General features: G+C 42.0%; 21 protein-coding genes. 12 read left to right on the forward strand and 9 right to left on the reverse strand.

Going from position 1 to position 24,733, the window contains the following annotated elements; all coding sequences use genetic code 11:
• Positions 1 to 80 precede the first annotated feature (80 nt).
• Complete coding sequence (locus RM553_RS01055; RefSeq protein ID WP_311533047.1) at positions 81 to 1,511, reverse strand: TonB-dependent receptor; 1,431 nt, start codon at positions 1,509 to 1,511, stop codon at positions 81 to 83.
• Between the two features lie 170 nt (positions 1,512 to 1,681).
• Between RM553_RS01055 and RM553_RS01060 the strand changes: the two genes are divergently transcribed.
• The 5 genes from RM553_RS01060 to RM553_RS01080 all read left to right on the forward strand — a co-directional run bounded on the left by RM553_RS01060 (position 1,682) and on the right by RM553_RS01080 (position 6,561).
• Positions 1,682 to 3,184, forward strand: coding sequence for a TolB family protein (locus tag RM553_RS01060; RefSeq protein WP_311533049.1), 1,503 nt, complete (start codon positions 1,682 to 1,684; stop codon positions 3,182 to 3,184).
• Positions 3,185 to 3,186: 2 nt separating this feature from the next.
• Positions 3,187 to 3,633, forward strand: a complete 447-nt coding sequence (locus RM553_RS01065) for a VOC family protein (protein ID WP_311533050.1) — start codon at positions 3,187 to 3,189, stop codon at positions 3,631 to 3,633.
• A gap of 198 nt (positions 3,634 to 3,831) precedes the next feature.
• Entirely contained in the window at positions 3,832 to 5,211 is a 1,380-nt protein-coding gene (locus RM553_RS01070; protein ID WP_311533052.1) for a 3-keto-disaccharide hydrolase, read from the forward strand.
• A 9-nt stretch (positions 5,212 to 5,220) separates the two neighbouring features.
• Positions 5,221 to 6,012 (forward strand): Gfo/Idh/MocA family protein, encoded by a 792-nt coding sequence (locus RM553_RS01075; protein ID WP_311533054.1) that lies wholly within the window; start codon positions 5,221 to 5,223, stop codon positions 6,010 to 6,012.
• 57 nt (positions 6,013 to 6,069) lie between these two features.
• Positions 6,070 to 6,561, forward strand: a complete 492-nt coding sequence (locus RM553_RS01080) for a Gfo/Idh/MocA family oxidoreductase (protein ID WP_311533056.1) — start codon at positions 6,070 to 6,072, stop codon at positions 6,559 to 6,561.
• A gap of 131 nt (positions 6,562 to 6,692) precedes the next feature.
• Here RM553_RS01080 and RM553_RS01085 read toward each other — a convergent pair whose 3' ends face one another.
• Positions 6,693 to 7,109, reverse strand: coding sequence for a putative toxin-antitoxin system toxin component, PIN family (locus RM553_RS01085; protein ID WP_311533058.1), 417 nt, complete (start codon positions 7,107 to 7,109; stop codon positions 6,693 to 6,695).
• On the reverse strand, positions 7,099 to 7,311 hold the full coding sequence (locus RM553_RS01090; RefSeq protein WP_311533060.1) for a hypothetical protein: 213 nt from the start codon (positions 7,309 to 7,311) through the stop codon (positions 7,099 to 7,101). The genes RM553_RS01085 and RM553_RS01090 overlap by 11 nt, the downstream gene beginning before the upstream one ends.
• 116 nt (positions 7,312 to 7,427) lie before the next feature.
• Between RM553_RS01090 and RM553_RS01095 the strand changes: the two genes are divergently transcribed.
• Positions 7,428 to 8,945, forward strand: coding sequence for a carboxypeptidase-like regulatory domain-containing protein (locus tag RM553_RS01095; RefSeq protein WP_311533063.1), 1,518 nt, complete (start codon positions 7,428 to 7,430; stop codon positions 8,943 to 8,945).
• 124 nt (positions 8,946 to 9,069) lie between these two features.
• On the opposite strand, the gene RM553_RS01100 is transcribed toward RM553_RS01095, so the two are convergent.
• Positions 9,070 to 10,611 carry a SulP family inorganic anion transporter gene (locus tag RM553_RS01100; protein ID WP_311533065.1) on the reverse strand — a complete coding sequence of 514 codons (1,542 nt, stop codon included), beginning with the start codon at positions 10,609 to 10,611 and terminating at the stop codon, positions 9,070 to 9,072.
• Between the two features lie 358 nt (positions 10,612 to 10,969).
• Here RM553_RS01100 and era point away from each other — a divergent pair, with 358 nt between their 5' ends.
• From era to RM553_RS01120, 4 genes are all read left to right on the forward strand, one after another.
• On the forward strand, positions 10,970 to 11,851 hold the full coding sequence (gene era, locus RM553_RS01105) for a GTPase Era (protein WP_311533067.1): 882 nt from the start codon (positions 10,970 to 10,972) through the stop codon (positions 11,849 to 11,851).
• Between the two features lie 113 nt (positions 11,852 to 11,964).
• On the forward strand, positions 11,965 to 13,236 hold the full coding sequence (locus tag RM553_RS01110) for a cation:proton antiporter (protein ID WP_311533069.1): 1,272 nt from the start codon (positions 11,965 to 11,967) through the stop codon (positions 13,234 to 13,236).
• An 84-nt stretch (positions 13,237 to 13,320) separates the two neighbouring features.
• Positions 13,321 to 14,625, forward strand: a complete 1,305-nt coding sequence (der, locus tag RM553_RS01115) for a ribosome biogenesis GTPase Der (protein ID WP_311533071.1) — start codon at positions 13,321 to 13,323, stop codon at positions 14,623 to 14,625.
• Positions 14,626 to 14,716: 91 nt separating this feature from the next.
• Complete coding sequence (locus tag RM553_RS01120; RefSeq protein WP_311533073.1) at positions 14,717 to 17,458, forward strand: outer membrane beta-barrel protein; 2,742 nt, start codon at positions 14,717 to 14,719, stop codon at positions 17,456 to 17,458.
• Between the two features lie 192 nt (positions 17,459 to 17,650).
• On the opposite strand, the gene RM553_RS01125 is transcribed toward RM553_RS01120, so the two are convergent.
• From RM553_RS01125 to RM553_RS01145, 5 genes are read right to left on the reverse strand one after another with little or no spacing between them, the layout of a single operon-like run.
• On the reverse strand, positions 17,651 to 18,457 hold the full coding sequence (locus RM553_RS01125; protein ID WP_311533075.1) for a TPM domain-containing protein: 807 nt from the start codon (positions 18,455 to 18,457) through the stop codon (positions 17,651 to 17,653).
• Positions 18,458 to 18,898: a TPM domain-containing protein gene (locus RM553_RS01130; protein WP_311533076.1), complete on the reverse strand. Its 441-nt coding sequence runs from the start codon at positions 18,896 to 18,898 to the stop codon at positions 18,458 to 18,460.
• A 3-nt stretch (positions 18,899 to 18,901) separates the two neighbouring features.
• Positions 18,902 to 19,498: a LemA family protein gene (locus RM553_RS01135; protein WP_311533077.1), complete on the reverse strand. Its 597-nt coding sequence runs from the start codon at positions 19,496 to 19,498 to the stop codon at positions 18,902 to 18,904.
• A gap of 2 nt (positions 19,499 to 19,500) precedes the next feature.
• Positions 19,501 to 19,830, reverse strand: a complete 330-nt coding sequence (locus RM553_RS01140; RefSeq protein WP_311533079.1) for a MerR family transcriptional regulator — start codon at positions 19,828 to 19,830, stop codon at positions 19,501 to 19,503.
• Entirely contained in the window at positions 19,830 to 20,807 is a 978-nt protein-coding gene (locus RM553_RS01145) for a M23 family metallopeptidase (RefSeq protein WP_311533081.1), read from the reverse strand. Before RM553_RS01145 ends, RM553_RS01140 begins: the two co-directional genes overlap by 1 nt.
• A 131-nt stretch (positions 20,808 to 20,938) precedes the next feature.
• On the opposite strand from RM553_RS01145, the gene alaS reads away from it, so the two are divergent.
• Positions 20,939 to 23,554 carry an alanine--tRNA ligase gene (gene alaS / locus RM553_RS01150; RefSeq protein ID WP_311533082.1) on the forward strand — a complete coding sequence of 872 codons (2,616 nt, stop codon included), beginning with the start codon at positions 20,939 to 20,941 and terminating at the stop codon, positions 23,552 to 23,554.
• Between the two features lie 96 nt (positions 23,555 to 23,650).
• Positions 23,651 to 24,619 carry a GSCFA domain-containing protein gene (locus RM553_RS01155; RefSeq protein ID WP_311533085.1) on the forward strand — a complete coding sequence of 323 codons (969 nt, stop codon included), beginning with the start codon at positions 23,651 to 23,653 and terminating at the stop codon, positions 24,617 to 24,619.
• Positions 24,620 to 24,733 lie beyond the last annotated feature (114 nt).

The raw sequence follows: 24,733 nt of genomic DNA on the forward strand, positions 1-24,733 counted from the left end.
TTAAAATTTTGAGGCGGTTTCTTTTTTACATGATCCTGTTTTGAGAAATAATTTTTTAACTGATTTTTTCGTTGGAGAATTTACTCTTTTCGAAACATGTTGTTTTCTTTAATAAGCCTGGCGGTATCTTCAGCCACAGCATCTTCCCATCCGGGTTGGCCTTCCCTAATCATTTCATGCACTTTCCTGGAATTGATCTCCAGGATATGAGGATCGTATTCCAGGATATCCACTACCCGGCCGTTATCCTTAAAAAAGCGGAACAATTCCCTGGCACGTGGTTCCACCTTCAGGTTTTCACTGGTAATAATTTCTCCGGTCTCAGGATCTTTTTGAGGTTGCAGGTAAATTTTAAGGCTTTTAAAGAATAATTTACCAAAAGCTTCAAGGATTCCGCCACTTAAATGGGTATAATAATCTTCCTTAAAAACTTCAATAAAAGTATTTACGCCCATCGTAAGCCCCATGCGTTCGCGTGTAAATGCTGAGAAATATTCCACTACTTTATAATATTCCTGGAAATTAGAGATCATTACTGTATGTCCTAAAGAGCACAGCAGGTCTGCCCGGTCCAGGAAATCTTTTTCATCTATTTCCCCTTCATTTTTAAGGTTGAAAAGGGTAATTTCAAAAATGGCCAAAATCCGGTCTTCATCTACTTTGTTTTCTTTTTTAAACAGCTCAAGTGATTTTTCGAACATGTTGAGGTTAACCTTGGTTACAGGCCTGAAACTTCCCCTAAGGGTAAGAATATTTTTCTTATAAAGAAGGTTGGCCGCCAGTATATTATTGCCATCGGGCGCAAACATTACGGCGTCTGTTTTTCCTGTTTTTACAAGGTGAAGGCTCATTAGCCTGTTATCTACATTTTTAAAAGTCGGCCCTGTAAAATTGATCATATCAATTTCAATCTTAAAGGAATTAAGGTGGTCATATAAGCTATTAAGAAGGTAAACAGGGTCATCATGAAAATAATAGGCGCCGTAAATTAGGTTCACGCCCAGAATGCCTAAACTTATCTGTTGTTTGGCTGCGTTGTTTTCGTGAAACTGAACATGGATAATAATTTCACTATATTCCTCTTTTGGCCTGGTTTGGAACCTGATGCCAATCCAGCCATGTCCTTTGTACTTTTTAGCAAAATCTATGGTGGCCACAGTATTGGCGTAACTAAAAAAGAGCTTGTTTGGGTGCCTTGCACGGGAGATACGTTGTTCAATTAAACCGGTTTCATAGGAAAGCATGCTTTTTAGGCGGGACTCGGTAACGTAACGTTTGTTTTCGCCCACGCCATATATGGCATCGCTAAAGTCTTTGTCATAGGCGCTCAGGGTTTTTGCTATGGTGCCAGATGGGTTTTCTGCCCGGAAGAAGTTGCGAACAGTTTCCTGTCCTGCCCCAATTTCAGCAAAAGTGCCGTAAATATTTTCATTAAGGTTTAATCTTAGAGCCTTATTTTCGATAGAAACGATATCCCTAAACTCTCTTTCTTTTTCTAAATCTTCAGCCATATCTCTTCTTCTCTTTCCCATAAAAGTAAGAATAATATATGTCAAAAAAAGGGAGGAGGCTGCTAAGGATTTGCTAAACTCAGGAGCTGTTTTTCGCTATTTCTAAAAAGATTGGGCAAAATCTAATTTGTTTTTCTATTTTTAAGAATAAATGAAAACAGAATAATAGAATGGCTCATAAATTTTCAAGATTAGTTTTATTGCTGGCTATGGGGTTTTTCAGCTTTAACGGAATGCATTCCCAGGAAATCGGGATATTTGATAATCACCTGGATATAGGTGCGGTAAAGAATGAAGGTTCTGTTACCTACAACGAGGAAGAACAGGTTTACACCATTACCGGTTCGGGAACAAATATGTGGTTTGGTGAAGATGAATTTCATTTTTTATGGAAAGCCATCCAGGGCGATTTTATCCTAAGGGCGAGAGTAGAATTTGTTAGGGAAGGCACAGATCCTCATCGAAAAATCGGGTGGATTGTGCGTAACAACCTTGCTCTGGATTCACCTCATGTAAATGCGGCGGTACATGGAGACGGGCTCACCTCTCTTCAGTATAGAAAAAGTGAAGGAGCAGATACGCAGGAGGTGGTTTCACAGGACGAAGCGCCGGATGTGGTCCAGCTGGAAAGGCGCGGGAATTTATTTATCATGTCCACAGCTAAATTTGGGGAACCCTTTACCAGTGTGGAAGTGGAGATGGACCTGAGAAATGAAGTTTTTGCAGGTTTGTATATAAGCGCCCATAATCCCGATGTTGTGGAAAAGGCAGTTTTTAAAAATGTGCGGATATCCAAACCAGCACCTGAAGACCTGGTTCCTTACCGGGATTATCTTGGGAGCCGGCTGGAGGTTATGGATGTGGAGACGGGGGAGCGCAAGGTGCTTCTAACCTCAGGCCACAGCATACAGGCGCCAAACTGGACAAAAGATGGGAAGCTTATCTATAATTCAAATGGTTGGTTATATGAATATGACCTGGAATCGGGGAAAGTTTCTATGCTGAATACCGGATTCGCCAGCAGCAATAATAACGACCATGTATTGAGTTTTGATGAAAGCAAAATAGCCATAAGTCATCACAATCCTGAAGATAGCGGCAATTCTTCCATTTATTATCTTCCAATCGAAGGCAGTGACAATCCTGTAAAAGTTACCAAAAACGGCGTAGGCGCTTCCTATGCCCACGGCTGGACGCCCGATGCCGGGGAGATTCTCTTTACCGGGGACAGGAATGGGCAGTATGATATTTATAAGGTAGATGTGGAAACGGGAGAAGAACAGCAATTGACCAATACAGAAACACTGGATGATGGATCTGAGTTTTCTCCTGATGGAAAATACATTTACTTTAACTCCAACAGAACGGGTTCCATGCAGGTATGGCGCATGAAGCCTGATGGTAGTGAAGAAACTCAAATAACTACAGATGAATTAAACGACTGGTTTCCCCATATCTCTCCGGATGGGGAGCAAATGATCTTCATTTCTTTTCCTAAAGAAGTGCCTTCCGGCGACCATCCCTTTTATAAAAGATGCCTGCTAAGGTTAATGCCTGTTCAAGGCGGTGAGCCTAAGGTGATAGCTTATCTCTACGGAGGGCAGGGTACTATTAATGTCCCAAGCTGGTCGCCAGACGGGAAACATGTGGCGTTTGTTACTAATTCAGATTAATTATGAAAAAAGTTATTATTTTAGGATTTATCCTAATGTCGATTAATATGAATGCACAAAGCGGCTTTAATTTTAAAAAAGATCATGATGCCCTAATGGTGAACGATGTAGATGCTTCGGCGGAATTTTACATGAACATTCTGGGCCTTCCGGAAATTCCTAATGGCGGTTTGGGGGACCACATCAGGTGGGTGGAATTAAATGATAAAGTCCAGATTCATCTTATAGAAAGTGAAGAACAGGTAGAAAAGAACAAAGGAGTGCATTTGGCAATCAATACCAATAATCTTGAAGGTTTTATGAACTTCTTAAAATCTAAAGATGTTCATTTTGAAAACTGGGCGGGAGAAGCCGGAACCACCAATACCAGGCCAGATGGCGTAAAGCAGATTTATCTCCAGGACCCAGATGGTTACTGGATTGAAGTGAATGATGGTAAATTGAAATAAGGAAACCAACAATCTCTGGTTGGTCTATTTGTATCAATGTGCGGGCAGGAGCGCCACAGAATGCTGTAACCAGGAGATAAGTCTTCTATTTCATCAATTCTGGTGGTTTTTTTTGTACTGATTGATCTTTCAAAAAATTAATGTATCTTTTCGTTTTTAGTTAATAATACATAGGCATATTTATCAAAAACGAAACAGATGATTTTAAAAGCTAAAGGTTTGCTATCTTATTCATGCCTGTTCTTTTTCACATTATTTATTTTTAGTTGTGGAAAAGAAAAAGAGGAGGATACCCCCTGGATGAACCTTTTCAACGGAGAGAATTTGGAGGGTTGGACCAAAAAAGGAGGTGAAGCCAACTATGAGGTGAAGAACGGTGCCATAGTGGGTTCCACGGTTAGAAATACTCCAAATACTTTCCTTACCACAGATAAGATGTACGATGATTTTATCATGGAAGTGGATTTTAAGGTAGATTCCACAATGAACTCCGGCATCCAGATTAGAAGCAATAGTTTCCCCTATTATCAAAATGGCCGGGTGCATGGTTATCAAATAGAAATAGATCCTTCCCCCAGAGCATACAGTGCAGGAATTTATGATGAAGCAAGGCGCGGCTGGTTGAATACATTGGAAGATAATCCTGACGCACAGCAAGCTTTTAAGCAAAATGAATGGAATTCTTATCGTATTGAAGCCATAGGCGATACTATAAAGACATGGATAAATGGGGTGCCTGCTTCTTATCTTATCGATGATAAAACCGGCGAAGGTTTTATTGCACTACAGGTGCACAGCATTGGAGATGAAGAGGAAGAAGGAAAAGAAGTGATGTGGAAAAACATCAGGATTTTAACCGACAGTCTTTCAAAATATTCAAAAGATACTCCCCTGGAACCTGTAGTCACCAGGAACAATCTTACAATGGATGAAAAGAATAATGGCTGGGAGATGCTTTGGGATGGAGAAACCACTTCAGGATGGAGAGGTGCGAGATTGGATGAATTCCCGGAGCAGGGCTGGAAAATAGAAGATGGGAATCTAATTGTATTGGCTTCCGGAGGAGAAGAGTCTGCCGCGGGAGGAGATATTGTGACCAAAGAAGTTTACGGTGATTTTGAATTAAAGGTAGATTTTAAAATAACCGAAGGTGCCAACAGTGGCATCAAATATTATGTGGATACCGATATAAATAAAGGCCCGGGCTCTTCTATTGGTCTGGAATACCAGATCCTTGATGATGAACGCCATCCTGATGCGAAATTAGGAAACCATGAAGGCAGCCGAACTGTTGCTTCCCTTTATGATCTTATTGAAGCAAGCCCCGATAAACCTATAAATCCTGTTGGGGAATGGAATACTGCGCGTATTATCTCCAAAGATAACCATGTAGAGCACTGGCTTAATGGGGTAAAGGTGCTGGAATATGAAAGGAAAAGTGACAATTACAGAAAACTGGTATCTGAAAGTAAATATGATAAATGGCCAAACTTCGGGGAAGCTGAAAAAGGGCATATTCTGCTTCAGGATCATGGAAATCGCGTTGCTTTCAGAAATATAAAAATCAAACCGCTGTAAATTCCGAAGATGACAACGAGAAGAAATTTTATAAAAAAAGCTGGCCTTGGAGGGGTAGCATTAACTGTTGCCGGTTCTGCAATGAATATGTCTGCACAAAGCTATCGCCGCATAATTGGTGCGAATGAAAGATTAAGAGTGGGTATTGCAGGGCTTGGCCGCCGTTTGGGTGCATATTACGATCCTATCGCCAGGACTGATAGCAATGTAGAACTTGCTTACTTGTGCGATGTGATGGAAAGCCAGCGTATAAAAGCACTTCAAAATTTTAAAGAGGTAATAGATTATACTCCCAAACTTGAAAATGATATTAGAAAAGTTATAGATGATCCCGATGTTGATATCTTAATTAATGCGACTCCGGATCATTGGCATACCCCCGGCTCGATTATGGCCATAAAAGCCGGCAAGCATGTATATGTGGAAAAGCCCAGCAGCCATAATATGGAGGAAAACGAAATGCTGGTGAAAGCTGCAGATAAATATAAGCGTGTGGTCCAGATGGGGAATCAGCAGCGGTCCTCTGCGCATACCATAGAAATAATTAATGAAATTCATAATGGTATTATTGGCCGGCCTTATAAAGCGGTGGCCTTTTATACCAATAGCCGGGGAGAAGTGCCGGTTCAGCAAAAAGCACCTGTTCCCGCAGGTCTGGATTGGGAATTATGGCAGGGGCCTGCGCCAAGAAGGGACTATACTTCTGAAACTTGGAATTATAACTGGCACTGGTATGGCTGGGATTATGGAACTGCAGAGACAGGCAATAATGCAACACATGAGCTGGATATTGCCCGGTAGGCACTACAGGTAGGTTTCCCTAACTATGCGAGAACAGAGGCCGCAAAAAGGCATTTTTTGGAAGATGGATGGGAGATGTACGATACCATGGAAGCCACATTTAATTTTCCTGAAGAAAAAGTAATTCAATGGGATGGCAAGAGCCGCAATGGATATGATACCTACGGCGGAGGGCGCGGCACTATAATTTACGGAAGTAACGGCGCTGTTTTTATTGATCGTGAAAAATATGTTTTAACAGACAGGAGCGGCAATGTGGTGCGCGAAAGAAACTCTGCATCTAATGAAGCCGGTACTGCTCTTGGTGGCGGTGGAGATATGTCTACTACCCACATGATGAATTTTTTTGATGCTGTTCGTGGAAAGCAGAAGCTTAATGCTCCTATTGATGATGCCAATGTAAGCATGGCCATGGTCCATTACGCAAACATAGCTTACCGTATAGGAAAAGGTTTTGAAATTGATGAAAATACCGGGCGTATGTATAACCGTGATGCCATGAAGCTTTGGGGCAGGGAATATGCGAATGGGTGGAAGCCTGAAGTTTGAAATGAATGGTTTTTACATTCTTCAATTGTGGCAAGATTATAATTCATCCATTTTAGTATTTCAATGCTTGGTTTTTACGGCTTTCTTTTAGTTGAATGGCCGAAATTCCGCATAAGCGCTTCAGATGGGTACTAGTCTCCACTTATCCTTTTTATTAAATTTGAATAGGTGACTATTTTCGTTTTTCCTATTTTTTCGAGCACAAGTAAATCGCTATCTCCGGTAACTAGATAATCTGCTTTTCCATCGACTGCCAGGTTTAGGAGAAAATTATCTTTTGGATCACGACAAATATTTATCTTAGATTTGATCGCTACCAATTCAGCGTACTGATCAAAAAGATCTAAGAGTTTTTCAATATCTTTTTTGGAGAAGAATTTTTTAAATTTCGGCCTTCCCACGACTTCTATAAATTCTTCCAAAGACTCATTTGAGAATATTAAGTTGATGTCTGCTGTTTGGATTAAATGGTCAATTTTATTGAAGTTTTTGGAAATCAAAAAACTAATCCACAAATTTGTATCCAGGATTATCCTTTTACTCTTCATACCGTGATTTTCTCACGCTCTCTACTTCTTTTGTAATTTCATCAAAACTTATTTCTTCTTTTGATTTAGATCTAAATTTTTTCAGAAGATTTGAAAAATCAGATTTCTTTTCGGTTTTGATTTTTATCAAATTTAAATCAGCTAAATCTTTCAATAAATTTTTAGCTTTCGGATTTAAGATGTCGATTCGGATCGTTTCCATTCCTTATTTTTTATAAAGCTAGTGAATTATTTTCTTTCTTTAATTTTTTTGTGTATGCTGCTCAATGGCATCTGTAACAAAGTATACTTCCGGGCGTCTAAAAATAAAATCATCACATGAGGCGCCTGCTTTTTTATTTCATCTTTTCTGTTATTTCTTCACTGCAATTCCTTTCTGCACAGAACATTTCAGGAACATTAAAAGATTTTCAGACTAAAGAACCTATTCCTTTCGCTACGGTACAATACGGAGCAAACAAGGGAGTGGTAACAAATGATGAAGGTTTTTTCAGTATTCCTGGAGAAAAAATAAGCGTTGATAAAATTTCCATTTCATCCATCGGGTATGAAACCGTGGATATTCCTATAAATAAGCTTGAAGAAATAATCTATCTGAAGGAGAAATCCATAGAACTGGCAGATGTTTTTATTTCAGATAAAAATTTAAGCGCTGAAGAAATTGTGGAACGGGCGCTCGCCAGGGTAGACAGCAATTACAATTTCAATCTTACCAAAAAACGCTTCTTCTTTCGCAGGTCTTATTTTAACAACGTGAACCAGTTTGATCTGGAAGTTGAAGAAAGCACTGTACCGGAGGTCAACCAGGACCTGATGGATGAGGTGGTTGCAAAAATTCCGGATTATGCCCACAGTTATTATGAATATCTTGGCGATTTCTATGGAAATCAGGAGAAGCAGAAGGTTCAGCTTATAAAGGCTGCAAACCTGGAAAACCCTGTAAATGAAGAATCCCTTGAAGAACTTTCGCACAGGTTTGAAAAAATACTTCAGGAAAACCTCGGGGAGGATACCTTCCTGAAAATCAAGACCGGGATTTTAGGTTTTAAGATGGATGCCGAAGAAATAAATGAAGGCATTGAAAAAGCCAATAATCCCGAAGAAAAAACAGCGGAAGAACTGGAAAAGGAGCAGGTAAAAAAGCATAAGGAAGTGCAGGAAACCGCGGCAAAGTTAATCAAGGGTCAGCTGCAAAATATGTTCTGGAAAGAAGATGGGAAACTTGATGTTTTTGAGAAAAGCCGCAAGTATGATTTTGCTGTGGATGGTTACACGCAGCTTGACAATTCCATTGTTTATATCATCTCTTTTGAGCCAAAAAGAAAAGCCGATTTTAGAGGAAAAATGTATGTGAATACCGAAGATTTCGGGATACATCGGCTGGATTACGAAAATGTAAAGCCGCTGAAGAAATTTAGCCTGTTTGGGATAAGCGCAAAAAATGACGTGTATCGCGGCAGCATGATCTTCAGCAGGGATAGCCTGGGGAAATATAACCCGAAATACCTGGAAGTGCAGGATGGAAGTACGGTGGGAGTGGACCGCCCACTTAAATTAATGGTAAAAGAAGACAGGTGGCTCTTTAATAAAAAGCTGAAAGAGGTAGATATGGAAATAAGGATAAACAACAGCGATATTTCCAAATTCCAGCTGGTGATATATGAAAATAGTGAAATTGATGAAGGCACTTACAACAGCCTGAATGTTACAGAGGAATTTGAATTTGGGAACTTTAAAAAATACAACCCCGATTTTTGGACCGGCTATAATATAATTGAGCCCAACGCCGCTATAAAAGCTTTTGAAGTTATAGATGAAGAAGAGCAGGATTTGTAGAAATTCCAGCTCGCTTAAAAGTAATTAGCCATCCGAACGAAGTCGGGAACCTGAAAGATTCTCCCGCCTCCGCCCGAGATAACAATTGCTGATTATTGGCAGCTTAAGTCGTACGTTCTCAAATTTATACTTTATCTGTCGCTACTTTATAATGCGGGTCTTCCAGTACGTTCACTTCAATAATGGCATCGGCATTGTGCAGTAATTGTCGGCAATCTTCGCTCAAATGCCTTAGATGAAGTTTTTTGCCCTGTTTCAGGTATCTTTCGGTTAACTTATTTACGGCTTCTATACCAGACATATCCACAATCCTGCTTTCAGAAAAATCGATTATTACCTCTTCAGGATCATTAAGAATATCGAATTTTTCATTGAAGGCGGCCACAGATCCGAAGAAAAGAGGACCGTAAATTTCATAATGTTTCACCCCTTTTTCATCCACCCGTTTCCTGGCCCGGATTCTCTTGGCATTGTCCCATGCAAATACCAGCGCAGAAATGATTACACCAACCAATACGGCCAATGCCAGGTTGTGCAGGAAAATAGTTACCAGAGTAACCAGTACCATTACCAGAACATCAGACTTTGGCATTCTCCTGAAGGTTTTAAGGCTGGCCCATTCAAACGTACCAATGGCCACCATTATCATTACGCCGGTTAGTGCGGCCATGGGCAGTTTTTCAATAAGGTCTGCGCCAAACATGATAAAAACCAGCAGCATTACCGCGGCCACAATACCCGATAATCTTGCCCGCGCCCCGGAAGATACGTTTATAAGGCTTTGCCCAAGCATGGCACATCCTCCCATTCCGGAGAAAAGGCCGGAAAGCATATTTGCCGTTCCCTGGGCCACACATTCTTTGTTGCCACGGCCACGGGTTTCGGTGATTTCATCTACGATATTCAGCGTTAACAGGCTTTCAATTAATCCTACCCCGGCCATAATGGCCGCATATGGAAAGATCAGCTGCAAAGTTTCCCAGGAAAATGGTACTTCCGGGATATGAAAGGGAGGAAATCCACCGCTAATAGATGCCATATCTCCAACGCTTTTAGTATCTATGCCCAAAGCCACTACAATTCCAAAAACTACTAAAATTGCCGCTAATGAAGAAGGGAATACTTTGGTGAGCTTTGGCAGTCCCCAAATAATAACCATTGCGGTTAATACAAGGCCCAGGAATGTCCAAAGCGGCGGGCCCGTCATCCACACCATTTCTCCGGCAGCATTAAGCGTTTTAAACTGGGCCAGCTGTGACATGAAGATGATAATGGCCAGGCCGTTTACAAAACCAAAAATTACAGAATGCGGCACAAGCCGAATAAGTTTACCAAGCCGAAGCACCCCTGCCAGAATTTGGATAATTCCCGCCAGGATAACGGTGGCGAAAATATATTCTGGCCCGTGTGTTACCGATAGGCCTACGATAACTACTGCCACCGCGCCTGTGGCTCCAGAGATCATCCCCGGGCGACCTCCCAAAATTGAAGTTATCAATCCCATTACAAAAGCCGCGTACAGCCCGGTAAGCGGGGAAAGTCCTGCGATAAAGGCAAAAGCAACGGCTTCCGGGATTAGCGCGAGGGCAACGGTTAATCCCGCGAGAATTTCGGTTTTATAATCTACTTTTTGTTTAAAATCGAAAAGATTAAAAATCTTTGTCATAATCAATAATTTATATGGTGGCGTGAATGGAATTTTTTCAGATAAAATCCTGAAATTGAAGCGTCGGGGCATGAGAGCCGCTTTTTATGGCGGAGTAACAGGAGACGATATTAAAGCTCTTCCGTTTTTCATAAGAGCCGGCAAAATTAGATAATTTTATTTAATGGCAAAGCTTCAGCTTAATTACCTGCTTATTTTTAAGACATTCATGAAAAACCGCTGCTTGTTTTAAAGCATTGATAATCAATTAGCTTATGAAGGTCTGGTTTTTATACTTGTTTTTCCGCCTAAAGCCCTGAAGGATAAAAATGTTAGGAGGGTGGGCTTAAATAAAATACCTTTGTAAAAAATTCTAGTTATGGCACATAAAGCCGGTTTTGTAAATATTATCGGGAACCCCAATGTTGGGAAATCCACCTTAATGAACGCTTTTGTAGGAGAAAAGCTTTCCATTATCACTTCCAAGGCACAAACTACCCGCCACAGGATACTTGGTATCGTGAATGGCGAGGATTTCCAGGTGATTTTAAGCGATACTCCCGGTATTATTAAACCGGCTTACCAGCTGCAGCAATCCATGATGGATTTTGTGAAATCGGCTTTTGAAGATGCCGATGTGCTGGTGTATATGGTGGAAATTGGGGAAAAAGCTCTTAAAGATGAGGCTTTTTTCAGGAAGATTATCCATGCCGATATCCCTGTTTTATTACTGCTGAATAAGATTGACACTTCCAACCAGGAGCAGCTGGAAGAACAGGTGCAGCTCTGGAAGGAGAAAGTACCCAATGCCGAAATTTACCCGATTTCAGCCTTACAGGGTTTTAATGTTTCTGAAGTTTTTAGCCGAATTGTGGCGCTTTTACCTGAAGGCCCCGCATTTTATCCCAAAGACACCCTTACCGATAAGCCGGAACGCTTCTTTGTAAACGAAATTATTAGGGAAAAAATCCTCATGCATTACAAAAAAGAAATTCCTTATAGCGTAGAAATCGACACCCAGGAATTTTTTGAAGAGGAAGAAATCATCAGGATGCGTAGTGTAATTATGGTAGAGCGGGAAACCCAAAAGGGCATCATCATTGGCCATAAAGGATCAGCTTTAAAAAGAGTGGGGGTAGAAGCCCGCAAAGACCTCGAAAAATTCTTTGGAAAACAGGTGCACCTGGAGCTTTATGTTAAGGTAAACAAGAACTGGCGCAGTGATAGCAATCAATTGAAAAGGTTTGGGTATTCAGATTAAGCTGAATCTAAAAAGCCTGAAAATCCTAAATTCTTTATAAGCCCTCCTTTGTGCATAGGCTTCAGGTTTCATTCTTTATATATTTAAGTCTGTTCCATTTTTGATAATTGGTCATGGGCTATTTTTACATTAGTACAATCATTGTTTTTCTGGCTGCCATCTTTGGGTATTTTAATACGCGCTTCCTGAAGTTGCCCAATACCATTGGGCTTATGCTTATTACCATAGTGTTCTCCCTTGGTACTTTTGGCTTAAGTTATTTTGATGATACCATTTTAAATGCTGAAGAATATGTTATTCAGCAAATAGATTTCCGCAAAATTGTGCTGGATTTTATGCTTGGTTTTATCCTTTTTGCCGGAGGTTTACATACAGATTTAAACAAGCTTAAAATGCAGCGGTGGCCGGTTATTGTATTTGCCACAGTGGGAGTACTTATTTCTACCTTTCTGGTAGGAATCCTGATATATTATCTGCTCAACCTGTTTCTGGGGCTGGATCTAAATTATCTCAACTGTCTTTTGTTCGGTGCGTTAATTTCTCCAACAGATCCTATAGCGGTTTTGGGAATTCTAAGGAAGGCCGGTATAGATAAGAAACTGGAGATAAAAATTGTTGGAGAATCCCTGTTTAATGATGGGATAGGAATAGTTATTTTTCTTACCCTCTTTAATACTGTGAGTATGGGAGGAGAAGGATCGGGAGTATGGCAGATATTAAAGCTTTTTGGGCAGGAAGCTGTTGGCGGGGTGGCATTAGGACTTAGCCTGGGATGGCTCACGCATAAAGTGATGCAGACTATAGACGATTATAATATTGAGGTTATTCTTACTCTGGCCACTGTTATGGTGGGGAGTGCCATTGCGCAACAACTCCAGCTCTCGGCTCCGCTTGCCCTGGCTACTGCAGGGCTGTTCGTAGGGCGGGAAACCGTAAGGATAGGGGCAATGTCTGATCGCACTGAAAATTATGTGGATAAATTCTGGGAGCTTATCGATATTCTCTTCAATACCATCCTTTTTGTGCTTATTGGAATGGAAATACTCGTGTTAACAGTAAAGGGAGAATATTTTCTTGCCGGGGCAATTGCCATCCCCGTTGTTTTAATATGCAGGTACTTGTCCCTGCTTGGCCCGGTAAATATTTTTGAAAAAGGCTTTGCTTTCTTTCCAACAAATATCCGCATTATGACCTGGGGCGGGCTGCGTGGGGGGATTTCAATTGCTCTTGCTCTTGGTTTAACAGAAGAAATGCACCGGGACCTGTTTTTGGTAATGACTTATTGCGTGGTGGTATTTGCAATTATTGTGCAGGGGCTAACCGTGCATAACTTTGTAAAAAGCGATAAAAATGAAGCTGAAAAAGAAGTAAGCACAGCCTCCTGAAATATTCCTGAAAATAAGATAAATAATATACAAAGGCATTTGTTTTAAAACCACTAATTTTGCCATTTAAAAAGAATCAAAGATATGGGGAATATTGTAGCCGTTGTAGGAAGGCCTAACGTGGGAAAATCTACCTTTTTTAACCGGTTAATCCAGCGGCGGGAAGCCATTGTAGACGCGGTAAGCGGGGTTACCCGCGACCGGCATTATGGGAAGTCCGACTGGAACGGGCGAAAATTTTCCCTTATCGATACCGGTGGTTATGCCAAAGGCAGTGAGGATGTTTTTGAAGATGAAATAGACAAACAGGTAGAGTTGGCTATAGATGAAGCAGATGCCATTATCTTTATGGTAGATGTGGAAACAGGGATCACTCCAATGGATGAGGATGTTGCATACCTTCTCCGGAAGGTGGATAAGCCTGTATTTCTCGCCGTAAATAAAGTTGATAATAATAAGCGCCTGGCCAATGCCGTGGAATTTTATAACCTCGGCCTGGGTGAATATTATCCCATAGCCAGCACTAACGGTAGTGGTACGGGAGACCTGCTGGATGCTTTAGTTGAAGCCCTGCCGGAAACAGAAGCAGAGGAAGAAACAGAACTGCCCCGGTTCGCGGTGGTGGGAAGGCCAAATGCGGGGAAATCTTCTTTTATAAACGCCCTTATAGGGGAGGATCGTTACATAGTGACCGATGTTGCGGGAACTACCCGTGATTCTATAGATACACGTTACAACAGGTTTGGCTTCGAATTTAACCTGGTGGATACAGCGGGAATCAGGAGAAAATCCAAAGTGAAGGAAGACCTCGAATTTTACTCGGTAATGCGATCTATTCGTGCTATTGAAAACTGCGATGTATGCCTTGTTGTTCTTGATGCCCAGAGAGGATTTGACGGCCAGGTACAGAATATTTTCTGGCTGGCGCACCGCAACCGCAAAGGCATCGTAATCCTGGTGAACAAGTGGGACCTTATGGAAAAGGAGACCAATACGCTTAAAGATTACGAAGCCAGGATAAGAAAAGAAATTGAGCCGTTTACAGATGTGCCAATTGTTTTTATTTCTGTACTCACAAAACAGCGTGTTTTTAAAGCTATAGAAACTGCGGTAAGAGTATTTGAAAACAGGAGCCAGAAAATAAAAACAAGGGAGCTAAACGACGTGATGCTGCCAATTATTGAAAACAATCCACCGCCTGCTTACAAAGGCAAATATGTAAAAATAAAGTTTTGTACCCAGCTGCCTACTCCACAGCCACAATTTGCGTTTTTCTGTAACCTTCCGCAGTATGTGAGGGATCCTTATAAACGTTTTATAGAAAACAAACTTCGTAAGGAATTTGACCTGAAGGGAGTGCCGGTAACAATTTATTTCAGAAAAAAATAGGGTTTTATTAAACTTTTAAGGTTTTAAGGAGTCATAGGAGTACCGGAAGCATAAAACTTCCGGGCATTCTATCAATCAACCTTAGATTTTAATGAAATTTTATCTTAGTCTCGCCTTAGTTTTTCTTTCGGGCCTCGCGTTCTCCCAGCAATTTGAAGTAACAGGAAAAGTGGTAGATGAAGAAGGGCAACCTTTGGAGTCTGCTACCGTTTATCTTGAAAAGGCAGCAGACAGCAGCCTGGTTACCTATACAATTTCAGAAGGCAACGGCAGCTTCCGCCTTACCGGGAGAGCCCCGGAAAATACTCAGGCCAATCTCATCATTTCTTTTGCAGGATATAAACCGCTCCGGAAATCTCTTCAGCTAAAAAATAAAAATATCGCGCTGCCCGCCATCAGCATGGAAATTGAAGATAACGAACTGGAGGAAGTAATGGTTACCGCCACCCGTGCGCCCATAACCATTAAAAAAGATACGCTGGAGTTTAATGCTGATTCCTTTAATACCCGCCAGGATGCCAATCTGGAGGAGTTAATGAAGAAGCTGCCCGGCGTGGAGGTAGATAATGAGGGAAATATTACCGTTAACGGCAAGCCGGTTTCCAGGATCCTGGTAAACGGGGAGGAATTTTTTGGGAACGATCCTAAAATTGCCACCAAGAACCTTCCCAAGGAAATTATTAATAAGATTCAGGTTACCGATACCAAGACGAAATCGGAAGAATTTACGGGCAAAGCCGGAGACCCCGATAACAAAACGGTCAATATTACCATTAAGGAAGATAAAAACAAGGGGTATTTTGCCAGGGCCACCGCCGGCGGGGGAACAGATGAACGCTACGAACTAAGCGGGATAGGAAATTATTATAAAGATAATCTAAGGATTACCGCGCTGGCCAGTTCCAACAACATCAATACTTCAGGCTTCAGTTACGACGAGGTATTCGGGATGATGGGAAGAACCGCCGGGAGAAATATCTTTGGCGGAGGAGGCGGGGGAATAACCAAGGCTGAGACTGCCGGCCTCAATTTCGTGAACAAGTGGGATGAGGAAAAAGAAATTGAATTAAGTACCGATTATCTCTTCGAAAGGGGAGATACCGAAACCCGCACCGTGGTGGCAAGGGAGAATTTCCTGCCAGATTCCCTTTATTATACTAATTCTGAACAGCGCAGCAATTTGCTCAATGACAGCCATAATGCCAGCGTGCGTTTTGAAGTTGAATTTGATACGCTTACCCGCCTTTCTGTACGTCCACGTCTGGATGCCGATTTTGGCCATTCGTATCGAAGCAGAACGGCCGAATCTCTGGATGAAGGGCGAAACCTTGTAAACAGTACAGAAACATCAGAAGATGAAGAGCTTAATAATGTGGATTTCAGCAACGATATAGATTTCATAAGGCGGTTTGGAAGTCGCGGCGCTTACCTGCAGCTGGAATTTTCGAACGACCACAGCCGCCAGAAAAACGACAACTTTTTTTATTCTGAGTTTTACGAGAGCGATGAAGCCCTTACCGAAGTCCAGGATCAGTATATAGATGAAGATGAAAATGAGAATAATTATTCTTTTGAAGTTAGCAAACGCAGCGTGCTTGCGGACCAGTTCTTCCTGGATGTCTCCTATGATTTTGATTATGAGAATTCTACCAACAAAAGGTATGTGTACGAAAATGATGATGCCGGCGGGGATAGCTATAACCAGCTCAATGAGCTGTTAAGCAGTGATTTTGAAGTGACCAGCAGGCGGCACATCCCAAACCTTGGGTTGAATTACGAAGGGGATATCTGGCGGGTAAATACCGAAGTAGGCCTTTTGCATACCAGCCTCGAAAATAGCAATTATTTAGAGGAAACTTCTTTTGACAATATATACAACAACCTTTTTCTGGAGGCAGGGGTGCGCTACGAGATAGAGCGGTCCAAAAGCCTTTCGGTACGGTATAACACCAATGTGGACATTCCTTCCATCAGGCAGCTTCAGCCTGTGGTAGACAGGACTAACCCGCTGAACATTGTGGTGGGTAACCCGGAGCTTGAACCAACTTACCGCCAGAGTATAAACCTTAATTACCGCAATTTCGATTTTGCCACGCGCAGCGGTATCTTCAGCTGGATGAATTTTGATTTTTATAAAGATAACGTGGTGCAGGTGAGCATTGTTGAAGACGGGAGGCGTACCACCACTTATACCAACGTAGATGGGGCAATGAACGCGAATATGGGGGCTTTTTACAACAAGCAGTATAAAACTGAAGCAAGTACTTTTAGGTACAATGTGGGCTTTAGTGCCAGTTACAACAAAAGCGTAGGTTTTATTAATGGTGAAAAATTCCATTCCGAACGCTATAATATTAGCCCAAGGCTGCGTTTGAGTTATGAAATTGAAGAGCTGCTGAATGTTGAGCCAAATTATGAACTTACCTTCAATAAAACCCAGTACGACATTAGCTCTAACCGGAACGAGCAATTTACCAACCATCGCGCCGGGTTGGAGGTCACCACCTACTGGCCTGAAAATGTGGTTTTCGGGAATGATATTTCTTATAATTACTTCGGAATTGTCTCGCCGGGATTTGACAACTCCTCAATTTTATGGAATATGAGCCTGGGCTATGAGTTTTTAGATGATAATGCCACAATTAAGCTGAAGGTGTACGACCTGCTGGACCAGAATATCAATACCCGAAGGGAAATAGGCGATGATTACATACAGGATGTGAGCAGCCTTATCCTTACCCGCTATGCCATGCTTAGCTTTACCTATAAGATCAAGAATTTTGGTGGAAGTTCCGGTCCGGATCAGGGCAGGGGGCGTGGTTATAGAAGATGATCTTGCAGATATTATATAATTGTAAACGCTAAAGGACAACCCTTTTTATAACTCCTGTATGTGAAATTTAATTCTTGGGGATTAATCTGGTCTCTCTGGTCCTGATTCCTGGTTCTTTTTTATTTCACAGAATATTCAGGAGGAAATTAACACCTTTTGGTATGTCTACATTGGCAAATTGTCCAGAGAAAACTACCAGCTTCCACCGGCACCCCCGCCACCAAAGCCGCCACCGCCAAAGCCGCCACCGAAGCCACCGCCTCCTCCAAAGCCGCCACCGCCGCCACCAAAACCACCGCCACCACCAAAGGTGCCACGGCCCAGCGAGCTTAAAATAACTGCATCAAAAAGGGTACTTCTGCCACTTCTGCGGCCTCCGTTTCTACCACCACCTCGTTTCTTACTCAGCGCAATAAGGATAATAATAAAGACGATAAAGAAGATTATAGTTCTTATCGGAGTTCCTCCGGAAGCCTGTCTCCCCTGTGGAGTGCCTTCAAAAGTACCGTTAAGAACTTCAAATACAGCGGTTGTTCCCTTGTCCAGGCCAGCATAGAAATTATTTTGCCGGAACTCTGGCAGAATAATATTTTCTATTATAAGATTTGTTTTAGCATCGGTAAGATATTCTTCCAGGCCGTACCCGGTAGTCATCCATATTTTGCGGTCATCTTCAGCAACAAGAATAAGGAGTCCATTATCTTTTTCACTCTGTCCAACACCCCATTCCTGTGCCCAGTGCGCGGCATAAGTCCCGGCATATTCGCCGTTGAGGGATTGGATAGTGACTACTACAATTTGGGTTGAAGTGGTATCGGCATAATTGATTAGTTTTTGCTCCAGCCTTTGTTCTTCAGAAGAAGAAAGCATTTCCGCTTCGTCATACACGCTGGTTTCTTCTGAAGGTTTTGGCGGAATATCTCTTTGTGCAAGAAGAATTCCTGTGAATGCGAAAAGGAAAAGTAAAGTTAGGTGAAGCTTTTTAGAAAGTACAGGCATTTATCCTTTGGAGATTTTATCGGAAAGTTCGTTTACATCATTTTCATTCCATGGGAAATGTTTCTGAAGTTCTGTTCCTGCTTTTAAAACACCATCCACGAGCCCCTGTTTGAACTTTCCTTGTTTAAACTGAGCCACAATAGCGTCTTTGGTGCTTTCCCAAAAATCATTTTCAACCACATCGTTTATACCTTTATCGCCATAGATCACAAAATTACGGTCCTCTACGGCAACATAAATAAGTACGCCGTTATCCTGCTTGGTATTGTCCATTTTGAGCATGTGAAACACCTCCATGGCACGCTCAAAAATATCTTTGCCGCCGGTGGATTTTTCGAGGTGTACCCGAATTTCTCCCGAAGTATTCTTTTCGGCAGTGCGTATTGCTTCTACGATTTCCTCTTCTTCAGCCTTGCTTAAAAATTCTTCAGCTTTGCTCATATCTTAAAAATCAAATTCCACATCAGGAGCGTTTTCCGCTCCGGCGTCTGCTTCAAAAGTCGGCTTTCTTTCAAACCCAAACATTCCTGCAAAAATATTATTAGGGAACTTTCTAATGTATGTATTGTATTCCCTTACCGATTCATTAAACCTGGTTCTGGCCACGCTTATCCGGTTTTCGGTTCCTTCCAGTTGGGATTGCAGTTGAAGAAAATTCTGGTTAGCCCTTAATTCAGGATATCGCTCCACCGTTACCAGAAGCCTTGAAAGCGCAGAGCTCACACCGCTTTGGGCCTGTTGGAATTGTTGGATTTGCTGTGGGTCCAGATCATCGGCATTTACGTTTACTGATGTTGCCTTAGCCCGCGCTTCAATAACATCGGTTAACGTTCCCCGCTCAAAATCGGCTGCGCCTCTAACCGTACTTACCAGGTTTGGGATAAGGTCGCTCCTTCTCTGGTAGGAGTTTTCCACATCGGCCCAGGTTTGTTTTACGGTTTCTTCAAGTTCTACCGCCGTATTGTTGATGCCCGCGGTAAGGCTGTAAATTATTATAGCTATAACAACAATAACAATTGTGGGGATTAGCCATTTCTTCATAATTACAACTGATTTTTTATATTTATAAGGGTAGCTTTAATGCCCTCTAACTTACGAATAATTTCAAAGTTATTTAGGGTTTGCTGCTTTTCTTCTTTCAGGTGGATTTTGGCGCCTTCAAGGGTGAAGCCGCGCTCTTTTACAAGGTGAAAAATAAGCTCCAGGTTTTTAATGTCCTCCTGGGTGAACTTCCTGTTGCCTTTGGCATTTTTCTTTGGTTTAATAACATCAAATTCCTTCTCCCAAAACCGGATAAGGGAGGTGTTTACCTTAAAAGCTTCGGCAACTTCGCCAATGCTGTAATAGCGTTTTTCGGGTAGGTTGATGTGCATTAATCCAGAGATTGATTTTCCTGTTGTGCTTTTTCCAGAATTTGGTCAAATTCTTCGGGAGAAAGGTTTCCGTAGTAAAAATTGATTGGATTTATCCTTTCATCATCTTTAAAAATCTCATAATGCAGGTGTGGCCCTTCAGAACGGCCGGTGCTTCCAACAAACCCAATCACGTCCCCGCGTTTTACCTTTTGGCCCCGCCTTACGTTATACTTGTAGAGGTGACCATAGAGACTGGTGTAGCCGTAGCCATGGTCTATCCTTATGTGGTTGCCATAGCCGGTGGAGCGGTTGTCTGCCCTGGCCACCCGGCCATCCCCGGTAGCATAAACCGGAGTACCCCGCGGAGCACTAAAATCCATACCGTAATGGAACTTTTTTACTTTGGTAAAAGGATCGGTTCTCCATCCATATCCCGAAGCAATACGTTTTAAATCTTCATTTTTTACAGGTTGAATGGCCGGAATAGCGGCCAGTAAGCTTTCCTTTTCCTTTGCAAGTTCGGCGATTTCATCTAAAGATTTGGATTGAACAACCAGTTGCTTGGTGAGAATATCCATACGTTTGCTGGTTTGGATAATAAGCCTGGAATTATCAAAACCTTCCAGGTCTTTATAGCGGTTAATCCCGCCAAAACCTGCTTTTCGTTGCTCTTCTGGTATGGGGTTGGCTTCAAAATAAAGCCTGTAAATGTTGTTATCGCGGTCTTCTACATTGGCCAGCACTTCCTGTATCTGGTCCATTTTCTTGTTCAGCAGGCCGTATTGCAGTTTCATGTTCTGCAGTTCCCGCTTCAGCGCTTTTTCCTGCGGAGTTTCTATTTGCGGAATGTTCAGGTAAATTACCAGCAGGATAAATCCCGCCAGGAACGAACTAAGGATGCTCAACAGTATAATTCCCAGTTTCCGGCCTTTACGGCGCTCTATTTTTTTATAGGAAAGTGTCTCGCTATCGTAATAATATTTAACCTTCGACATGAGTTAAATTTATGCTATTTTTGCCATTCAGTTACCGCACAATTACTGTGCAAATTTAGATGGTAAACGAACAAATATAGCAATTGTTTCATCGCCATCATAATTTTGTAAAACCACAACAGAAGAGCTTCATGAAATCGCAGGATATCCGAAACCAGTTTCTCGAATTTTTCAAAAGTAAAGGCCATTCCGTAGTAGCCTCGGCACCCATGGTAATTAAAGACGACCCAACGCTTATGTTTACCAATGCCGGGATGAACCAGTTTAAGGAATTCTTTTTAGGAAATTCAGAACCCAAAAATTCCCGTGTTACCGATACGCAAAAATGTTTGCGGGTTAGCGGCAAACATAACGATTTGGAAGAAGTGGGGCATGATACCTACCACCACACCATGTTTGAGATGCTTGGGAACTGGAGTTTTGGGGATTACTTTAAAAAAGAAGCCATTCAGTGGGCGTGGGAACTGCTTACTGAAGTTTATAAAATCAATCCTGAAAATTTATATGTTTCGGTTTTTGAAGGCAGCAAAGACAATGATAAGCTGGAGTTGGATTCCGAAGCGCTGGACCTGTGGAAGGCCATTGTGCCTGAAGAGCGTATTATCTACGGAAACAAAAAGGACAATTTCTGGGAAATGGGAGACCAGGGGCCTTGCGGGCCCTGTTCCGAAATTCATATCGATATCCGGACTGAAGAAGAAAAAGCTAAAAAACCCGGTCGCGAACTTGTAAATGCAGACCATCCGCAGGTGGTGGAAATCTGGAACCTGGTTTTTATGCAATATAATCGCAAAGCCGACGGCTCCCTGGAAGAACTGCCTGCAAAACATATAGACACAGGGATGGGCTTTGAACGCCTTTGCATGGTATTGCAGGGAAAACAGTCTAATTATGAAACCGATGTTTTTACACCACTAATCCATGAAATTGAGGCCGTGACCAACAACAAATACGGTGCTTCAGAAAAGGCAAATATCGCCATTCGCGTAATTGCAGACCATGTGCGGGCGGTGGCTTTTTCTATTGCCGACGGGCAGTTGCCCAGCAATACCGGCGCCGGCTATGTGATAAGAAGGATTTTGAGAAGGGCCATTCGCTACGGATTTACTTTTCTTGGTACCAAAGAACCTTTTATTTACAAGCTTATGGAAACCCTTAGCCGCCAAATGGGCGATGCTTTCCCTGAGTTAAAATCCCAGAAGCAACTGTGCGAAAATGTGATAAAAGAAGAAGAGCATTCATTTTTGCGGACCCTGGATCAGGGGCTGGTGCTGCTGGAAAACATTATAGAAGAAGCCGAAGTAAAGAAAATCTCGGGAAAAAAGGCCTTTGAACTTTACGATACCTACGGTTTTCCCATAGACCTTACAGCGCTTATTTTAAGGGAACGCGGCTACCATCTGGATGAGAAGGAATTTGAAGCCGAGCTGAAGAAGCAGAAGGACCGTTCCCGTGCTGCCACGCAAATTACCGCCGGCGACTGGGTAGAGCTGGGCGAGGTAGATAAAGAATCTTTTGTAGGTTATGATCATCTGGAGGCTGATGTGAAAATTGCGCGGTACCGAAAGGTGGAAACAAAAAAGCAGGGGGAATTATTCCAAATTGTGCTGAATAAAACTCCTTTTTATCCTGAAGGTGGAGGACAGGTAGGCGATAAAGGCTATCTTGAAGCGGCCAACGGAAATGTGACCTACATAACCGATACTAAAAAGGAAAACAACCAAATTATCCATTTTGCCAAATCGCTGCCCGAAAACCCGGAAGAAGATTTTAAAGCAATAGTAGATGCCGACCAGCGTGCCCGCACTGCTGCAAACCATACGGCCACCCATTTGCTGCACCAGGCGCTGCGCAACATTTTGGGAGAACATGTGGAGCAAAAAGGCTCTATGGTGCAAAGCGGCCATTTGCGTTTTGATTTTTCCCATTTCAGCAAAGTTTCTAAAGAAGAGCTGGAAGAGGTTGAGGCTTTTGTAAATGCGCGCATCCGTGAAAACCATGAGCTTTCTGAACAGCGTAACCTGGCCTACCAGGAAGCCATAGACCAGGGAGCCATCGCTTTGTTTGGTGAGAAGTACGGAGATAACGTAAGGGCGATAAAATTTGGAGATTCCATGGAACTCTGCGGCGGGACGCATGTACAGAAAACTTCAGATATCTGGTATTTTAAAATTACAGGAGAAAATGCTGTGGCTTCCGGAATAAGAAGGATAGAAGCCATTACCGGAGAGGCGGTGAAAGATTATTTCGCCAACCAGGATAAAACCCTCGAAGAGGTAAAATCACTTCTGAAAAATGCCAAAGATCCTGTAAAATCCATCAACAGTCTTCAGGAGGAGAATTCAGAATTGAAGAAGCAGGTGGAAAGCCTACTGAAGGACAAGGCGAAATCTTTAAAATCTGACCTTAAAAATGAAATTTCAGAACAAAACGGGATCAATTTTCTGGCAAAAATTGTAGACCTGGATGCAGGAGGCATAAAAGATCTGGCCTTTCAGCTTGATAATGAAATGGAAAACCTTTTTCTTGTATTTGGCACTGAACAAAACGGCAAAGCCCTAATTTCCTGTTATATTTCCAAAAACCTGGTGGCCGAAAAGGATTTAAACGCCGGAAAAATTGTGCGTGAACTCGGGAAGTATATACAGGGCGGCGGTGGTGGCCAGCCATTCTTCGCCACGGCCGGGGGAAAAAATCCTGCTGGTTTAAATGAAGCCATACAGGCAGCGGCAAATTTTGTAAAGTGAAGTATGAGGTTGGAGATACGAGGTAAGAAGTAAAATCTGAAGTGAGAAGTTGAAAAATAAGCCTACAGCCTGCTGCCGAATACATAAAGGAAAAATATGGAATTCAGGACAATAGTACCTACAAAAGAACAACAGCCGAAAATTGATTATAATTCCAAAATTTTTATGCTTGGCTCCTGTTTTACAGAAAATATTGGGGAAAAGCTGGAGTATTTCAAGTTTCAGAATTTTCGCAATCCATTCGGAATATTTTTTCATCCCAGGGCAATTGAGAATTTTCTGGACCGGGTGGTTTCCAGGTTTAAGTATAAAGATGAAGATGTTTTTCGGCATAATGAACGCTGGCATAGTTTTGAAGCCCATTCTGAATTGAGCAACAGCAACAAGAAAAATTTGCTGAGGGACCTCAATACGGGATTGAGAAATTCTGGAAAATTTCTAAAATCTGCCACTCACATAGTCATTACTCTTGGAACTGCCTGGGGATATTACCATAAAGACCTGGATGAAACCGTAGCCAATTGCCATAAAGTTGCACAGCAGGAATTTGAAAAGCAGCTAATGACGGTAGATGAAATCCGCCAGAGTCTTTTGCAGATTTTATCTTCCATTCATCTTATAAATCCCAAAGCTTCCATCATATTTAATATTTCCCCGGTGCGCCATCTTAAAGACGGGTTTACGGACAATCAGTGGAGTAAATCCAATCTCCTGGCGGCGTTGCAGCAATGCTTATCAGAATTTTCTCAAAATAAAGAATGGGGAGAAACCCTTTCCTATTTTCCCAGTTATGAGATTATGATGGACGAGCTCAGGGATTACCGATTTTATGCTGAAGATATGGTTCATCCCAATAAAACTGCTGTGGATTATATCTGGAAACAATTTCAGAAAACGTGGATTTCTGCGGAAGCAGAACCAACCCTTAAGGAGGTTGAGAGAATTCAAAAGAGCCTTTCGCATCGTTCATTTAATCAAAAATCGAAGGCGCATCAAAAATTTCAAAAGCAGCTGCAGGGGAAAATGCAGAAACTTCAAAAGAAGTACTCTCATATCAAATTTTGAGATTCGGATAACAAGAAGGTTACATTGGGATAATCTTAAAAATTTAGTCAAATTTATTATGGGTTTTAAATAATTTGTATTTTTACAATACGGATCCTGACTGTTAAGGTGTTA

This window comes from Autumnicola tepida (assembly GCF_031846485.1).
Taxonomy (GTDB): Bacteria; Bacteroidota; Bacteroidia; order Flavobacteriales; family Flavobacteriaceae; genus Autumnicola; species Autumnicola tepida.